Here is a 15,165-nt window from a genome sequence, read left to right as displayed (position 1 = left end):
TTATTCCATTGCTACTTTTATCGCATTGCCCAGTTTTTCCATTACCGCATGATGCTTCTCGTTTGGCGGTAATGCGCAGTTAATTCGCACGCAGTTGCGATACTTCCCTGATGCCGAAAATAGCGATCCTGGTGCGACCTGGATTTTCAGTCGGCATAGCTGTTGCGCCACGCAGACCATGTCGACCTGCTCGGGCAGCTCAACCCATAGCATGAATCCACCTTTCGGGCGGGTGATACAGACCCCTTCCGGAAAATATTCCCGTACCCAGCAGGTATAGATCGCCATGTTACGCTGGTAAAGGTGGCGCATCCGTCTGATATGACGATGGTAATGCCCCTCTTTGATAAAGTGTGCCGCTGCCAGCTGGGTCACGGGCACATTGCTACCCAGCACGGCATACTTCATCTGCAAAAAACGATCGTGGTAGCGGCCAGGCACAATCCAGCCCACGCGCAGGCCTGGCGCAACGGTTTTGGTAAACGAGCTGCACAGCATGACCCGGCCATCAATGTCCCAGGAGTGGATTGTCCGTGGACGGGGGTACTCAGTCGCCAGTTCGCCATAGACGTCATCTTCAAAAATCACGATGTCATGGCTCTGGGCAAGGGCAAGGAGCGCCCGTTTACGCGCGTCCGGCATAATAAACCCCAAAGGATTATTACAGTTCGGCACGGTAATGACCCCCTTGACCGGCCACTGGGCAAGCGCCAGCTCCAGCGCCTCAATGCTCATGCCCGTTTCTGGATCGGTCGGGATCTCAATGACCTTAACGTTGAGGCTCCGTAGAAGCTGCATGGTGCCGTAGTAGGCGGGCGACTCGACGGCGATAATATCCCCAGGCTGGCATACTGCCAGCAGGGCCAGTGATAATCCGCTCTGGCTGCCGCTGGTGACGATAATATCCTCCGCGCTCACCACCGAGCCACCGTCTAACATCAGGCGGGCAATCTGCTCCCGTAGCTCCTGACGACCGGTGAGGGAGTCATAGCCAAGCACCTCATTGAGATTATGCTGCACCAGGCGTTTTAGCTCGCGCCAGAGCGGTTGCAGGCTGGGCTGCTCAATGTCGGGCGCGCCGCTGCTGAAGGGAGTAATCTCTTTATCCCTGTGCCCCTTTAACATATCGATCACCTGATCCCACTGGGTGATCTCAACTGGACGCTGTACCGGACGCGACATATGCGGCACGGGGGGCTGAACCTTACGCGGGGCAACAAAATAGCCGGAGCGCGGCTGCGGGGTAATAAGCTGCCGTGTTTCCAGGGTTTGATATGCCTGCTGAACGGTACTGATGCTCACCCCATGCTCCTGGCTCAGGCTGCGAACCGACGGGAGTTTTTCGCCATGACGATACAGGCCTTGCTCAATACGCTCGGCTAAGAGCTCTGCCAGACGTTGGTAACGTGCCATGCTGTATCTTTCCTTTTTGCCATACAGATAAAAAAACCAGTACAGATACGCGCTGGTTTCGCTGTGCAGATACCGTTTTAGCGCATCTGTATGGAAAACAAAATCGTTTTGTGAGTCTGTATTGTTCTACCCGAAATCCATGAAGATAGTGTCTCAGCCAGCGAGAGGAGACACAGAATGGAATTTCATGAAAACAGAGGTAAAAGACCCTTTATCGGCTTCGCCATCCTCTGGCGAGCAATCAAAAAATGGCATCTGCGGAGCCAGGCGCAGCGTACCCTACAAAAAATGAGCAATGCGCAGCTAAAAGATATTGGGCTGGGGCGCGGGGAAGTGGAGTAGCATCGTGCGCCGCAGCCACACTTCGCCGCCCGCCGGGTGCTGACCGATGCCGGATTTGATGTCAAAAACGTTAGCCCGCCCCTGATTAGAAAGCTACGCCAGGCGCGTCCGGGCGAGCTGGGTGAAATTGCTGATGCAATTGCCCGTAGCGGCGTTAATATTCTGGTTCAGTACAGCGATCACAGTAACCGGCTGATCCTCCTAACCGATGATAACGCGCGGGCCGCAGCGGTAACGATAAAATGGGACGTGAATGAGCCTCACCCGTAAGCAGTACGACGAGCATCCTGATGGGGTGCTCGAACAGGCCATGTCAGCGGTTGCCGCTGCCCTCGCCGATCCGTCCCGGGTCAGCATGCTCTGCGCGCTGATGGACGGGCGGGCATGGACGGCTACCGAGCTGAGCGTAGTGGCGGACATTGCCCCCTCTACCGCCAGCGGGCATCTGACAAAGCTGCTCGGTAGCGGCCTGATCCGCTGTCTCTCCCAGGGACGGCACAGATATTACAGCCTGGAAAATCGTGAAATAGCCGGGCTTATCGAGAACTTGATGGGCGTCTCTATGCGTGCCCAGCCAGCACGCGCTTCCAGTACTCCCTTACGTCTGCGCCATGCCCGCACCTGCTACGATCACCTCGCCGGTGAGGTGGCCGTAGGCGTCTATGCCTTTATGGTTGAGGCGCAGTGGCTTACCACGGACGGCGATACGCTAACGCCAGAGGGGCGAGAGCAGCTCCTGGGCTTGGGCGTAAAGCTCAATCCTCGCCCGCGGCGCAAGGCCTGCTGTCCCTGTCTGGACTGGAGCGAGCGGCGGTATCATCTTGGCGGCGACGCTGGCGCAGCCCTGCTGGCGCTGTTTCTTGAAAAGCGCTGGCTGAGTCAGGCTCCCGGCTACCGTGAGCTGACGGTCACTGAGCGAGGCCGGACCGTGCTACAGCAGCTGTTCCGCATCGATTTCACTTATTGCTGAAAATACCTCATAGTCAACGCCACGCTTGCCGAGCCTAGGGGCCGGCAAAAAAACACGTTGCTAAAATCCATAGCCCAAACCCCATCAGCACCGCACCGGCGATCCGCTCGATAACGACCACCGCCGCCGAGAGGCGTTTTTGCACCGGCGGCAAACCAATCAGCATCACCACCAGCAGATCCCACATCAGCACCACCATGACCATCCAGATGCCGCTTACCGACTGCTGGAGCAGCGTAACGTTGGGCCCCAGCAGCGAGGCCATCAACGCCAGGTAGAAGAGGGCGTTTTTGGGGTTGAGCAGCGCCGAAGCCAGCCCCATCAGCACCTGCTTCACCAGCGACGGGCGACCAGCATCGACCCCTTGTAGCGCCAGATTGCCCGGCCTGCTGCGAATAAGATGGCTGCCAATCCATAGCAGGTACGCCGCTCCGGCCACTTCGATAAGGGAAAACAGCAGGGGAGCGCGCCGCAGCTCACTCCAGCCAACAATTGCCAGCGCGATATAGACGGCGTTGCCCGCGGCGATGCCCACGCACAGTCCAAGGCTGCCGCGCAGACGGTAGCGGATTGCGTAGCCCGCCAGCAGAAAGAAATCCGGGCCGGGACTGAGCAGGGCGACAAAGTGCGACAGCGCCAGCATGGCAAACGCAGCGGGAAACAGGGTGTGTAACAACTCCATAGCGACCTCATAAAGTAAACCTGAGGCCATCCTACGGCGCGCGGAGCATTAATTATTGTCAGATATTGATCGGCCCGTGGCGTACTGGCGCGGCGTGGCGGCGGTATAGCTGACGAAGGTCTTATGGAAGTGGCTCTGATCGGCAAAGCCGCTCTGGTAGCCAGCGTCGGCAATATCCGCCCCGGCGCGCAGGCGTGTTTTGGCAAACTCAATCCGGGCGCTATTGAGAAAGGTGATGGGCGTCAGGCCAAGATCCTGCTTAAAAGTGCGGATCAGCGTCTCTTTGCGTAGGGAAAAGCGGTGGGCCAGCGCATCCAGCGAAGGCGGAGCCACCAGGTTTTCAAGCAGCGTTTCCTGCAGCTGCAGGCTGCTGGGGCGCAGCGTTGCAGGCTGGACGGATCCAGCGGGAAGCGCGGCGAGCAGGGCCTCGACTGCGTGAGAAGAGAGGTTCTCAATGGCTTGCAGATAGTGACGGAACAGGGATTCACTCTGAACAATCTGAAGCGCAGGCTGACAATCCGTTTCGATATAGAGCATATGATAACTGCGAGGCTGCCCATCCACCGGATTGCAGCTGTGCGGAGCATGTGCGGGAATGACGATCAGATCCCCCGGCGAGAGCAGATACGTTTCGCCGTTACAGACGCAGCGGGTCTGCCCCTCGACGATGGCACCGATCGACAGCTGAGCGTGGCTATGCGTCTTGTATGCCTGGCGGCTCTGCCAGGTGGAGCGTAACTCCACCCCTGGCAGCAGCGGCGAGCGCCAGAAGGTTTGCGGGATATCGCGGGTCACCGGGTTTTTAACTCAGCAAAGGCCGCTCGGATCTCCTCCTCCGGCAGCTGGACGCCGATAAACACCAGCGTGCTGTGCGGCGGCTCGTCGTCCCAGGGGCGGTCCCAGTCGGCGCTGTAGAGGCGCTGCACGCCCTGAAACAGCAGGCGGTTGGGTTCGCCGTCGATCCACAGCATGCCCTTGTAGCGCAGCAGCCTTTCCGCAAAGCTGAGCAGCAGGTTCTCCATCACCCGGGAGACCGCGCCAATCTCTACCGGATAGTCCAGCTCCACGACGATAGACGAAATATCGTTCTGCTTCTCCGCCATAAAGTGGAAGCGCGGCGTCGCCGGCACGACGTTCTCCTCCAGCATAAAGCCGTTGGTGTTAAACAGCAGCGCCAGGTCGATGTCGCCGTGGGTGACGGTGTAGATCGGTGCCCGGGCGTTGATGCGCTGTAGCCGCTCGCGCAGGGCGTCGGCGCTGCCCGCCACGTCGGTTTTGGTCAGCAGAATGCGGTCGGCATAGCCTACCTGCGACTGGGCGAGAGTAAATTGGTTCATCTGCCCGTCGGCGTGCACCGCATCCACCAGGGCAATGACGCCGTCCAGCAGGTAGCGCTGGCAGAGGATTTCATGGGAGAAGAAAGTCTGGATAATCGGGCCGGGGTCGGCCATGCCGGTGCACTCGATCACCAGCCGGTCAAAGGCGATATCGCCCCGGTCAAGGCCGTCGAGCAGATCCAGTAGGGCGCTCTCCAGCTCGTTGGAGCGAGAGCAGCAGATGCAGCCGTTAGTCAGGGTTTTGATCTGCGTGGCACGATCGCCAATCAGCTGATCGTCAACGGAGACCTCGCCAAACTCATTCTCGATGACCGCAATTTTGTAGCCGTGCTGCTCGTTGAGGATGTGGCGCAGCAGGGTCGTTTTGCCTGCGCCAAGAAAACCGGTAAGAAGCGTTACTGCAATGGGTGTCATAGGGTCTCCTAACAGCAGCTGCTTCCGCCGCTGCCGTAGCGTGCTTCCTGTCGCTCGCGGAAGAACTCGTTATAGGTCATGTAGGGCTTATCCGGGTGATTGGTCTTCATATGCTCGACGTAGTTATCATAGTCAGGAATTCCAATCAGCATTTTCGCGGCCTGGCCGAGATACTTTTTTGCTTCACCTAAGTTACCAAACATGTGGCGTTCCTGATATTGAAAAAGCCCGGCAAGGTTGCCGGGCCTACGTTAACGATTAGTGTTGTGAAGAGGTCTTCACGCCGCCTTCCGGCACCGGCACGTACGGCGTCTCTTTATCCGTACGGGCCGTGCTGTTGCGGGCCTTCATCCAGGTTTTGAACCCGTAGAAGATGATGCTGTAGACCACCACCAGGAAGAGGATGCTCAGTCCGGCGTTGGTGTAGTTGTTGACCACGATATGGTTCATGTTCGCCACTTCCTGGGCGGTCAGCTCGCTACCGGCGGCAATACGTGCTTTGTACTGGTTCGCCATGTAGAAGAAGCCTTCCATCTGCGGGTTGTCGCTGAACAGCTTCAGCCCCAGCGCCCAGGTGGTGCAGATCAGCAGCCAAACGGCTGGAACCACGGTCACCCAGATGTACTTAGTACGCTGCATCTTAACCAGCACCACGGTACCCAGCACCAGCGCCACAGCGGCCAGCATCTGGTTGGAGATGCCAAACAGCGGCCACAGGCTCTTCACGCCGCCCAGCGGATCGACCACGCCCTGATAGAGCAGGTAACCCCAGAGGCCAACGCAGCCTGCGGTACCGATAATACCCGCGACCAGAGAGTCGGTTTTCTTCAGGAACGGCACGAAGTTACCCAGCAGATCCTGAAGCATAAAGCGTCCGGAGCGGGTCCCGGCATCCAGCGCGGTAAGGATAAACAGCGCTTCGAACAGAATGCCGAAGTGGTACCAGAAGCCCATGTCCGCCCACGGCAGAATTTTGTGGAACACGTGGGCGATACCGACCGCCAGCGTCGGCGCACCGCCGGCGCGGTTCAGTACGGACGGCTCACCGATATCCTTCGCGGTTTGCAGGATCTGCTCTGGGGTGATGACAAAGCCCCAGGAGCTGACCGTAGCGGCCGCATGGGCAGTAACGTCTTGCAGCTGAGCCATGATCGCCGGGGCGTTCGTGCCGCCCAGCTCATGCAGGTTCGGCATCACGATACCCAAACCGGCAGGCGGGGTGTTCATGGCAAAGTAGAGGCCCGGCTCGATAATCGAGGCCGCCACCAGCGCCATAATCGCTACGAAGGACTCCATCAGCATCGCGCCGTAGCCGATAAAGCGGGCGTCGGTTTCACAGGCCAGCAGCTTCGGCGTAGTACCAGAGGCGATCAGCGCGTGGAAGCCGGAGACGGCGCCACAGGCGATGGTGATAAACAGGAACGGGAACAGCGCGCCTTTCCACAGCGGACCGGTACCGTCAATGTACTGGGTCATGGCTGGCATCTTCAGCTCTGGGTTGAGGATCACAATACCAATCGCCAGGCCGACGATAACGCCGATCTTCAGGAAGGTCGCCAGGTAGTCACGCGGGGCGAGAATCAGCCACACCGGCAGCAGGGCGGAGACAAACGCATAGCCAATCAGGGTAAAGGTGATGGTGGTGTCTTTAAAGGTCAGCGCCGGGCCCCAGTACGGGTCGGCTGCAATCACGCCGCCGAAGTAGATAGACGCCACCAGCAGCACGATACCAATCACCGACACTTCGCCCACGCGGCCCGGGCGCAGGAATCGCATGTAGATCCCCATAAACAGCGCGATCGGCACAGTGGAGCAGACGGTGAAGACGCCCCACGGGCTTTCCGCCAGCGCCTTAACGACGATCAGCGCCAGCACGGCGAGGATGATGATCATGATCAGGAAGCAGCCGAAGAGGGCGATAGTGCCCGGCACGGGACCCATCTCCTCTTTGATCATCTCCCCGAGCGAGGCCCCGTTACGGCGGGAGGAGATAAACAGCACCATAAAGTCCTGTACCGCACCGGCCAGCACTACGCCCGCCAGCAGCCAGAGCGTGCCGGGCAGGTAGCCCATCTGCGCGGCCAGTACCGGACCGACCAGCGGCCCCGCCCCGGCGATAGCGGCAAAGTGGTGACCAAACAGCACGTTACGGTTGGTGGGCACGTAGTTCAGGCCGTCATTGTTGATGACTGCCGGGGTGGCGCGGGTCGGGTCGAGCTTCATGACCTTCTGCGCGATGTAGAGGCTGTAGTAGCGATAAGCAACGAGGTAAACGGAGACCGATGCGACAACGATCCACAGGGCGCTTACGTTTTCACCCCGCCGTAAGGCGACAACCGCCAGACAGAAAGCACCGATGATCCCGAGGATCATCCAGGGTACGTGCTTGAGTAGCTTTTTATTATCCATATCAGACCTGGCTATAGGAAAAAGATTACAGGAGTAGGAGGCGTTAAATTAATAAATTTTCCCTGAGGATCATGACAAACGGCGAGCAGAAAACGGGCAATAAGTGGCCGAGCGGTTGAATGTGAGGGGTAAGCGGTCGCAGGAGAGCGATAAGCGGTTTTAACGGGGCGTGAACAGGAAAAAGAGTGTGATGTGGATCACTGGCTAAACCGCAGACCGATGTCGATTTTGCTTAGTAAGACCCCAGTTCAAATGGGGCCTTATACATTTATGACTTAACAGCTATCGTTTTATCACCTACTTGTATATCTACACTGCCATCCCTGTTGCCTTCAATGCGCATCAGTAAATCTTTATCTATGCATTTACTGTCATCGTTGTTGAAGCACTGCATATCCTGGGTGTCAGCGTTAAAAACTCTGATGTCGCCATTTGGCTTTGCTTTAAATCCGTCACCATAATCCCAGACGCTGATGTACCAGTTTCCGTTTTTAGCTGGAACAGGGATGCTGAACTTTTCCTTCAGAATCTGCTTATGGTCTTGCCACCAATCCACCTTCCCATTGTCAGTAAGGGGAAAGTGTTTAACCGCAACATTAGCAAAGTTTAATTCCCGATCGACGGCCATGATTTCACTTTCCCGAAAAAGGCTGATGTAGCCGACAACAACAGCCAACGCAACAATGATGAAAGCTGCTGGTTTTTTCCCTAAACGCTGGCAGACAGAAGCCGTTCTGAGAAAAGTAGAATGTGTGACTGTTTCCATGTCATCAATCTCCTTTGCTGACTAATCGCTCAAGTCTAAACCACGACGAATAAAAAAAGCACTCCGAAAAATGGTCGTATGTGCCGTGCACAGGTTGCATGGCGATCAACGCAACACACAACTATTCGGTAAAGTTTTCCTGTTCCAGGCCGAAAAACTGTTATCCCTCTAAAGGAATGAGAAAACATGTTAAACCGTATCAAAATTGTGACCAGTTTACTTCTGGTCCTTGCACTATTTGGCTTGTTACAGATCACCTCCGGCGGACTGTTCTTCAGCGCGCTGAAACACGACAAAGATAACTTCACCGTTCTGCAAACCATCCGTGAGCAGCAGTCCACGCTTAACGGTAGCTGGGTTGCCCTGCTGCAGACCCGTAACACGCTTAACCGTGCCGGGATCCGCTACATGATGGATCAGAACAACATCGGCAGCGGCACCACCGTCGCCGAGCTGATGCAGATTGCCAGCGCCTCCCTGAAACAGGCGGAGCAGCGCTGGAACGAGTATCAGGCTCTGCCGCACGATCCGCGTCAGAACGAAGCCGTAACCCAGGAGATCAAGCGCCAGTACGATATCTATCACGGTGCGCTGGCTGAACTTATCCAGCTGCTGGGCGCAGGCAAAATCAACGAGTTCTTTGACCAGCCAACCCAGGGTTACCAGGATGGATTTGAGAAAGAGTACGTCGAGTTCCTGAAGCAGAATGACCAGCTGTACGATCTCGCCGTCGCGGACAACAACAGCTCCTACAGCATGGCTATCTGGATCATTATCGGCGTGCTGCTGGCAGTGCTGGCGGTGATCGTTGCCGTCTGGTTCGGCATCAAAAACGTGCTGATCTCCCCGCTCAACCGTCTGGTGGAGAGCATCCGCCATATCGCCGGTGGCGATCTGGTGCAGAAGATCGACGTGCACGGTGCTAACGAGATGGGCCAGCTGGCAGAAAGCCTGCGTCACATGCAGGGCGAGCTGATGCGTACCGTGGGTACGGTGCGTACCGGTGCGAATGAGATCTACAGCGGCGCAAGCGAAATCGCGATGGGCAACAACGATCTCTCCTCCCGTACCGAGCAGCAGGCTGCCTCACTGGAAGAGACCGCTGCCAGCATGGAAGAGCTGACCGCGACCGTGAAGCAGAACGCCGAAAACGCCCGTCAGGCGAGCCATCTGGCACTTAGCGCCTCTGAGACCGCGCAGAAGGGCGGTAAAGTGGTGGATAACGTGGTGCAGACCATGCGTGACATCGCTGGTAGCTCGCAGAAAATCGCTGACATCATCAGCGTGATCGACGGCATCGCTTTCCAGACCAACATCCTGGCACTGAACGCGGCGGTAGAAGCAGCACGTGCCGGTGAGCAGGGTCGTGGTTTTGCGGTGGTGGCAGGTGAAGTACGTAACCTGGCCCAGCGCAGCGCCCAGGCCGCTCGCGAAATTAAGAGCCTGATCGAGGACTCCGTAGGCCGCGTAGAGCTGGGCTCAACCCTGGTTGAGAGCGCCGGTGAGACCATGGACGAGATCGTTAATGCGGTAACCCGCGTAACAGACATCATGGGCGAAATCGCCTCTGCGTCCGACGAGCAGAGCCGCGGTATCGACCAGGTGGGTCTGGCGGTGGCCGAGATGGATCGCGTTACCCAGCAGAACGCCTCACTGGTACAGGAATCTGCCGCAGCCGCGGCGGCGCTGGAAGAGCAGGCGAGCCGTCTGACCCAGGCCGTAGCGGTGTTCCGCATTATGCAGGATCAGCGTAAAGAGGCCCGTGACCAGGCTATCATCGCCAAAGCCTCAGCGCCGCTGGCGACCCGCAAACCGGCCGTTGCCGACGCGGGCGATAACTGGGAAACCTTCTAAGTTGTTATAATCATAACGCCGGGTGGCGCTGCGCTTACCCGGCCTGCGTTACGATCCTACTCAACCGGGGGCCGCTAGCCCTCGGTTTTTACTACCTTAATCTCCACCATCCCAATCCCTAATCTACGCGGCGAGTGGCCGAGAATATTCCCTTCGTTGGTGGACTGCGGATCCGGCGGCACAATGGTCAACGTATTACTGTGCGACGGGTTATGGAACCGCAGCGTGGTGGTTGAGACATCGTTGCCTAAAGTTAGTGTCTGCTCACTATCACCTATCCGCACTGGGATCGGTTTGTTAGCGTTCGGGCCATAGGCTTTAGCTGTGATCATCAGATCGAAATTCTCCGGCAGCGGCGCGTTGTACTCAATCTTCACCTCTTCACCAAGCTGCGCGTTGGACCAGCGCCCCCAGCTCTCCGGGCGAGAGATGCCGCTGAACTGCTTCACCTCTTCCGGCGCGCCCGCCACGTTGAAGATAAAGCTGTCTGCTTTGTAGCGAACGTCATTATCCACCACCTTGAGCATATCCACGTTGCGCTGATAGCGGGCGGTGTCGATGATCGTATCTTTAAACGCGGTTTTGCCTTGCCACTGGGCGCTGTCGACGTGCTGTACCCTTTGTTGACCGCCCAACTGGCCCTGCGAGACGCACCAGTCGGTGGAGAGCGCCAGCTGCTGGGCCCACATCTGGGCCATCTTGTAGCAGCGGTCGATCCAGACAAAATTATCCCGTGGCGCGAAGTCGGCGAGCTGGAAGCGCAGCGGCGCAGAGTACTCGCTCTCTGGCAGCGGCTCTACGCGCTGGTCCGAGACGCGAATCAGCAGCGGCAGGCGGAAACGGCTGCCGGAAAACGCAATCATCTCCTTGTCGCGATCAACGGTGAAGTCCTTCATCTCTTTGGGGAAGTTCCACAGGCGAATGATATCCGGCTTCCACGCCAGTACCTTCTCTTTCATGTTCAGGAACGACTGGGAGAGCGACTGGCCCGAGAGGCTGCTGCGTCCGAGGCCAAGGAAGTTATCCCCGCCGAGGATATCCAGCACGGTGGCACCGTTATCCATGGTGTTGCGCTTCAGGCCGATGATGTCCTGGACAGGCTGGTCGCCGCGCAGCACAAAGAAGAGGTTGTTACGATCCTGTTTGCTGAGGTACTTCCACGCGGTGTTGTTCATCGCCAGATGATCGGAGGAGACCACAATCACCGTATCCTTAAACCACGGCGAGGCTTTGATCTTGTTGATCAGCGCGGCGATATGCTGCTGGCTGCAGGTCACTGCGCTAAAGGACTGGTTCGCTTTACCGTCGATGGCGTAGCTTTTCCGCTCGCAGCTGCGCGAGACAAAGCCGTCGGGATGATGGGTATCAACGGTCAGGGCAAACAGCGAGAAGCGTTTGCCGCTCTGGGAGAGCTGCTGATACTGCTGCCACACCTCGTCCAGCACGGTGTCATCGTAGAAACCCCAGTCGTTGCGGTAGGTCGGATCGGCAACGCGGCCTTTCAGCTCCTCCGCACCAATAAGATGGTCAAAGCCGTGGGATTTTAAAAAGACATCTTTCCCGGCAAAGCGCAGGTTTGCTCCCTGCACGAAGTGGTTCTCGTAGCCAGAGTTCTTCAGGATATCGCCGAGGCAGAGATTGTGCGGGAAGAAGCTCGACATAGAGGCCGAGGCGTTCCCCTCGAAGGGTGCAAACAGCGGAATGCCGCACTGGGAGGCGACCATCCCGGCAATGGTGTAGTCGGTGCCCGGCAGCTGCGCGGTATGGGTAAAATCCAGCCCCTCATCTTTCAGCGCGCCCAGCTCCGGCGTCAGGCCAGGAAAGGCCGCGCTGTCAAAGTAGGTACGCTCCAGGCTCTCGCCGTAGATATAGACCAGGTTGAGCGCCGGCTGCGGAATGCTTTTTGCGGGCTCTTTATACCAGACCGCGAAGTCCGGGTCCCCCGCCCGGGACTGGGACTTGACCAGCTCGGTAATCTGCCGAAAAGCCGGACTGGCATCGACCGAACCCAGGGCCAGCAGCAGCGCCAGCAGGCTGTAGCCGACGTGCAGCGGGTGATGGCGGCGACGGCGCAGGATCCAGCCGAGGGCAAAAAAGAGTGCCAGCAGGCCGATGATCAGCGCTGCGCCGGGCAGAATATACTTACTCACCCCCGCGCCGGTCAGGCTGTTGGTAATGGTGTAGAGCACCGCGTCGTTAATGCCGTCGCCGGTAAAGTAGTCGCTGGCGTAGAGGGCAATATTAAGCACCACAAAGCAACCCAGTACGGCAAGGATCGCGGTAAACCACCAGGTATTGCGGCCTGCCTTCAGAGAGTAGATGGCTATTGAGGCAATAAACAGCACAAGAGAGAGAAGTTCAGACAACGGTCAATCCTCAATAGCAGCAGCCGAATGTTGCAGGGAAAACACTTTAATGGCGAATTCACATAGCTGCAATTCTAGCGTCACACTCACTACATTCTATTAAGAAAAGGTTTAGAGAGCGGGGTTTTATGAGCGATGTCTCATTTTGTAAAGGAGACGCGCCTGCCGTGCAGGGTGGGCAGACGCGCTAAGGCGTGATAATCAGGAGAGGAAGTTCATACCCTGCTTCAGCACCAGGTCGCAGGCCTTGGTTTTCACCTTCTCTGCCAGCGGCGTGCTGCCGATATTATTCAGATTCAGCTGCTCACCGTCTTTGGTGTTGAGCATCCCCTGCAGGCCCTCAAGGAAGTTAGTATCTTCCTTCTGCTCCGGCGCGCTCAGGCCCAGCTTCTCCAGCACCTGGCTTTTGATATTCTCTGCGCTGGTCACCGAGGCCAGCTTGTTTTTGGCGCAGTATCCCATGATGCCCGCGGCGTTATTCATGGTGTCAGCGCTCAGCGCCTGGTTACCGCTATTCAGCAGGCCGCCAAGCGCAGAGAGCGAGGTCCCGCTCTGCTGCGTCGACGTGGCCGAACCCGCGTTCTGGCTCAGCTGGGTCGCTGCGCTGTTCAGCTGCTCCTGCCAGGTGGCAGCGTGAGAGAGGGAAGAGAGCAGGGCGCTCGCGATCGCGACGCTGCACAGTAAACGTTTGGCTGATTTCATGTGGCATAACCCGTTAGGATGGACCAGGGCAGTATATACCGGGAGACCCGCCAGACCGCGCCAGGAAAGCTCTTAATACTCTTTGCCGGTGACGCGGCTGCGGTAGCTATCCCAGTTAAAGTTAACCCACAGGCTGTTGCCGAGGCGCATGCGATCCATCACCCGTTCGCCAAGCAGTCGGGTCATGTCCGCCACGTTGTTGTTGGTCAGCATGCCGGTTGGGCGCTTGGAGGAGGAGCGACGATCGACAATCTGGTTGATGATCACCTTCTCGTAGCGTGACTCTGACTGGACGCCGATCTCGTCGATCACCAGCAGATCGACCATGCTGAGATCGTTGATCAGCTGCTCTTCGCTGGTCTCCCGGCTGCTGAAGGTCTCTTTCATCGCAGACATGATGTCGGCCACGGTAATGATCAACACCGACTTACCGCGCAGCAGCAGCTCGTTGCAGATCGCCGCCGCAAGGTGGTTTTTTCCCGTGCCGGGCTTGCCGGAGAAGACAAAGCTGGCAATGTTGCCGTCAAACTCCTCGACGTACTGGCGCGCCTTGCTCAGGGCGTTCATCTGCCCCTCGTTTTCAACCTTATAGTTATCAAAAGAGCAGTTCTGATGCAGAGGACGGATGCCGGAGCGGTTGAAGGTACGCTGCATCTTCATCGCCCGATTTTCCCGGGCAATCGACGCGGAGCGGATCTCGCCCTGCTCTTTTTGCCAGGCCAGCAGCTCTTCACCGGTGGTAAACGCCGGTTTCACGTGGGCAGGCATCATTTTTTGCAAACGCTTCATCATTTCGCCGACGTCTTTCATGATTAACCTCTGAAACCTGGTGGAACCTGGTTATCCGGCTCGGAAACCGCGTTGATATCGCGCTTAACGCTGCCTGTCAGGCTACCGCGGCCGATCTGCACGCTGCGGGCCAGCTTCTGCTGCCACTGCATATGGTGAAACACCTTGCCTTCGGCCTGCCAGTAGGTGACAAACGAGGCCAGCTCTTCATGGGTCACGGGCTGGTTCAGGGCAATGCCCCACAGCGCGGCCAGGCGCTGAAAATCGGGATCCGGCTGCCAGCCTGCGTACATGGCGAATTTTCCCATCGGCACGCTGGGCGGTGTCTCGGTCGGCTCGCTAAAAAACTGCTGATCGAGGGCGATATCGCTGGCCGGGCGCTGCAGTCGGGCTTCCAGTTCCAGCAGCTGCGCCAGACGCGCGGGCGTCAGGGCATAAAACGCCGGGGCGTTATCCGCAAAAACGGCCACCGTCCCCTCACGGGACTGGGTCAGGACGCGGGCGTGATCGTGCATAAACGCGTCGATACCGATGACATTGGTGGAGAGGATTCTGGAAGACATAGCGCTATCTCAAGCTAAAAACAGAGCGGAAAGATCCGCGGGTGATATGTGCTCATAGTAGCACAGAGAGGGGGCGCTTTTATAGGCCAGGCAAGCGTCGCGCCGCCCGGCCTTGCGAACATATTAGGCGATAATGTTCAGCGTGACATCAATGTTGTTGCGGGTGGCGTTGGAGTAAGGGCAGACGATATGCGCCGCGTCGACCAGCTTCTGCGCTTCGGCCGCATCCATACCCGGCAGGTGAATATTCAGCTTCGCTTCGATACCAAAACCGGTTGGCAGCGGCCCGATGCCGACTTCACCTTCAACAAAGGCCTCTTTCGGCATGGCGATTTTGTCGCGGCCAGCAACAAATTTCATTGCGCCAAGGAAGCAGGCGGAGTAGCCCGCAGCAAACAGCTGCTCTGGGTTAGTGACGTTGCCGCCCATGCCGCCCATCTCTTTCGGTACGCCCAGCTGCACGTCCAGCACGCCGTCAGAGGAGGTCGCACGGCCGTCACGGCCACCGGTTGCTTTGGCTTTTGCGGTATAGACTACTTTTTCTAAAGACATGGCAGG

General features: G+C 57.7%; 15 protein-coding genes and 1 pseudogene. 4 read left to right on the top strand and 12 right to left on the bottom strand.

Annotated elements, in window-relative coordinates; translation table 11 throughout:
* Complete coding sequence (locus NR795_RS14015; RefSeq protein ID WP_144816369.1) at positions 1-1,413, bottom strand: PLP-dependent aminotransferase family protein; 1,413 nt, start codon at positions 1,411-1,413, stop codon at positions 1-3.
* A gap of 177 nt (positions 1,414-1,590) precedes the next feature.
* Between NR795_RS14015 and NR795_RS14010 the strand changes: the two genes are divergently transcribed.
* The 3 genes and pseudogenes from NR795_RS14010 to NR795_RS14000 all read left to right on the top strand — a co-directional run bounded on the left by NR795_RS14010 (position 1,591) and on the right by NR795_RS14000 (position 2,725).
* A complete protein-coding gene (locus NR795_RS14010; RefSeq protein ID WP_257758540.1) occupies positions 1,591-1,755 on the top strand; it encodes a DUF1127 domain-containing protein in 165 nt (54 codons plus the stop codon).
* Positions 1,756-1,782: 27 nt separating this feature from the next.
* Positions 1,783-2,025: pseudogene (locus tag NR795_RS14005) on the top strand (amino acid-binding protein); the annotation flags it as partial.
* Complete coding sequence (locus NR795_RS14000) at positions 2,009-2,725, top strand: helix-turn-helix transcriptional regulator (RefSeq protein WP_257758539.1); 717 nt, start codon at positions 2,009-2,011, stop codon at positions 2,723-2,725. The pseudogene NR795_RS14005 and the gene NR795_RS14000, both read left to right, overlap by 17 nt.
* A 34-nt stretch (positions 2,726-2,759) precedes the next feature.
* Here NR795_RS14000 and NR795_RS13995 read toward each other — a convergent pair whose 3' ends face one another.
* The 6 genes from NR795_RS13995 to NR795_RS13970 form a co-directional block, all read right to left on the bottom strand.
* A complete protein-coding gene (locus NR795_RS13995) occupies positions 2,760-3,407 on the bottom strand; it encodes a LysE family translocator (protein ID WP_257758538.1) in 648 nt (215 codons plus the stop codon).
* Between the two features lie 48 nt (positions 3,408-3,455).
* The gene (locus tag NR795_RS13990) at positions 3,456-4,202 is read right to left on the bottom strand and encodes an AraC family transcriptional regulator (protein WP_257758537.1); all 747 of its coding nucleotides are present in this window, start codon (positions 4,200-4,202) and stop codon (positions 3,456-3,458) included.
* Positions 4,199-5,158 (bottom strand): GTPase, encoded by a 960-nt coding sequence (gene yjiA / locus NR795_RS13985; protein ID WP_257758536.1) that lies wholly within the window; start codon positions 5,156-5,158, stop codon positions 4,199-4,201. Before yjiA ends, NR795_RS13990 begins: the two co-directional genes overlap by 4 nt.
* 8 nt (positions 5,159-5,166) lie before the next feature.
* Entirely contained in the window at positions 5,167-5,361 is a 195-nt protein-coding gene (locus NR795_RS13980; RefSeq protein ID WP_042388298.1) for a YbdD/YjiX family protein, read from the bottom strand.
* Between the two features lie 55 nt (positions 5,362-5,416).
* Complete coding sequence (locus NR795_RS13975) at positions 5,417-7,567, bottom strand: carbon starvation CstA family protein (RefSeq protein WP_257758535.1); 2,151 nt, start codon at positions 7,565-7,567, stop codon at positions 5,417-5,419.
* Between the two features lie 268 nt (positions 7,568-7,835).
* On the bottom strand, positions 7,836-8,333 hold the full coding sequence (locus NR795_RS13970; protein ID WP_257758534.1) for a DUF943 family protein: 498 nt from the start codon (positions 8,331-8,333) through the stop codon (positions 7,836-7,838).
* A gap of 186 nt (positions 8,334-8,519) precedes the next feature.
* On the opposite strand from NR795_RS13970, the gene tsr reads away from it, so the two are divergent.
* Complete coding sequence (gene tsr / locus NR795_RS13965; protein WP_257758533.1) at positions 8,520-10,187, top strand: methyl-accepting chemotaxis protein; 1,668 nt, start codon at positions 8,520-8,522, stop codon at positions 10,185-10,187.
* A gap of 74 nt (positions 10,188-10,261) precedes the next feature.
* Here tsr and opgB read toward each other — a convergent pair whose 3' ends face one another.
* The 5 genes from opgB to NR795_RS13940 form a co-directional block, all read right to left on the bottom strand.
* Positions 10,262-12,553, bottom strand: coding sequence for a phosphatidylglycerol--membrane-oligosaccharide glycerophosphotransferase (opgB, locus tag NR795_RS13960; protein ID WP_257758532.1), 2,292 nt, complete (start codon positions 12,551-12,553; stop codon positions 10,262-10,264).
* 201 nt (positions 12,554-12,754) lie between these two features.
* Positions 12,755-13,255 carry a DUF2501 domain-containing protein gene (locus tag NR795_RS13955; RefSeq protein WP_257758531.1) on the bottom strand — a complete coding sequence of 167 codons (501 nt, stop codon included), beginning with the start codon at positions 13,253-13,255 and terminating at the stop codon, positions 12,755-12,757.
* A 72-nt stretch (positions 13,256-13,327) separates the two neighbouring features.
* Positions 13,328-14,065 (bottom strand): DNA replication protein DnaC, encoded by a 738-nt coding sequence (gene dnaC, locus NR795_RS13950; protein WP_144816340.1) that lies wholly within the window; start codon positions 14,063-14,065, stop codon positions 13,328-13,330.
* A 2-nt stretch (positions 14,066-14,067) separates the two neighbouring features.
* Complete coding sequence (gene dnaT, locus NR795_RS13945; RefSeq protein WP_144816337.1) at positions 14,068-14,607, bottom strand: primosomal protein DnaT; 540 nt, start codon at positions 14,605-14,607, stop codon at positions 14,068-14,070.
* A 123-nt stretch (positions 14,608-14,730) separates the two neighbouring features.
* The gene (locus NR795_RS13940; protein ID WP_042388279.1) at positions 14,731-15,159 is read right to left on the bottom strand and encodes an organic hydroperoxide resistance protein; all 429 of its coding nucleotides are present in this window, start codon (positions 15,157-15,159) and stop codon (positions 14,731-14,733) included.
* Positions 15,160-15,165: the final 6 nt, after the last annotated feature.

This window comes from Pseudescherichia sp. L3 (genome assembly GCF_024656065.1).
Lineage (GTDB): Bacteria > Pseudomonadota > Gammaproteobacteria > Enterobacterales > Enterobacteriaceae > Pseudescherichia.
This window is presented reverse-complemented; position numbering and strand designations above follow the sequence as displayed.

What these genes read in the sequence shown, in the direction of transcription:
- NR795_RS13970 (WP_257758534.1), bottom strand. Translation starts at nt 8,333, where the DNA reads ATGGAAACAGTCACACATTCTACTTTTCTCAGAACGGCTTCTGTCTGC.
- NR795_RS14015 (WP_144816369.1), bottom strand. Translation starts at nt 1,413, where the DNA reads ATGGCACGTTACCAACGTCTGGCAGAGCTCTTAGCCGAGCGTATTGAG.
- NR795_RS14010 (WP_257758540.1), top strand. Translation starts at nt 1,591, where the DNA reads ATGGAATTTCATGAAAACAGAGGTAAAAGACCCTTTATCGGCTTCGCC.
- dnaT (WP_144816337.1), bottom strand. Translation starts at nt 14,607, where the DNA reads ATGTCTTCCAGAATCCTCTCCACCAATGTCATCGGTATCGACGCGTTT.
- NR795_RS13975 (WP_257758535.1), bottom strand. Translation starts at nt 7,567, where the DNA reads ATGGATAATAAAAAGCTACTCAAGCACGTACCCTGGATGATCCTCGGG.
- NR795_RS13980 (WP_042388298.1), bottom strand. Translation starts at nt 5,361, where the DNA reads ATGTTTGGTAACTTAGGTGAAGCAAAAAAGTATCTCGGCCAGGCCGCG.
- tsr (WP_257758533.1), top strand. Translation starts at nt 8,520, where the DNA reads ATGTTAAACCGTATCAAAATTGTGACCAGTTTACTTCTGGTCCTTGCA.
- NR795_RS13955 (WP_257758531.1), bottom strand. Translation starts at nt 13,255, where the DNA reads ATGAAATCAGCCAAACGTTTACTGTGCAGCGTCGCGATCGCGAGCGCC.
- NR795_RS13995 (WP_257758538.1), bottom strand. Translation starts at nt 3,407, where the DNA reads ATGGAGTTGTTACACACCCTGTTTCCCGCTGCGTTTGCCATGCTGGCG.
- dnaC (WP_144816340.1), bottom strand. Translation starts at nt 14,065, where the DNA reads ATGAAAGACGTCGGCGAAATGATGAAGCGTTTGCAAAAAATGATGCCT.
- NR795_RS14000 (WP_257758539.1), top strand. Translation starts at nt 2,009, where the DNA reads ATGAGCCTCACCCGTAAGCAGTACGACGAGCATCCTGATGGGGTGCTC.
- yjiA (WP_257758536.1), bottom strand. Translation starts at nt 5,158, where the DNA reads ATGACACCCATTGCAGTAACGCTTCTTACCGGTTTTCTTGGCGCAGGC.
- NR795_RS13940 (WP_042388279.1), bottom strand. Translation starts at nt 15,159, where the DNA reads ATGTCTTTAGAAAAAGTAGTCTATACCGCAAAAGCCAAAGCAACCGGT.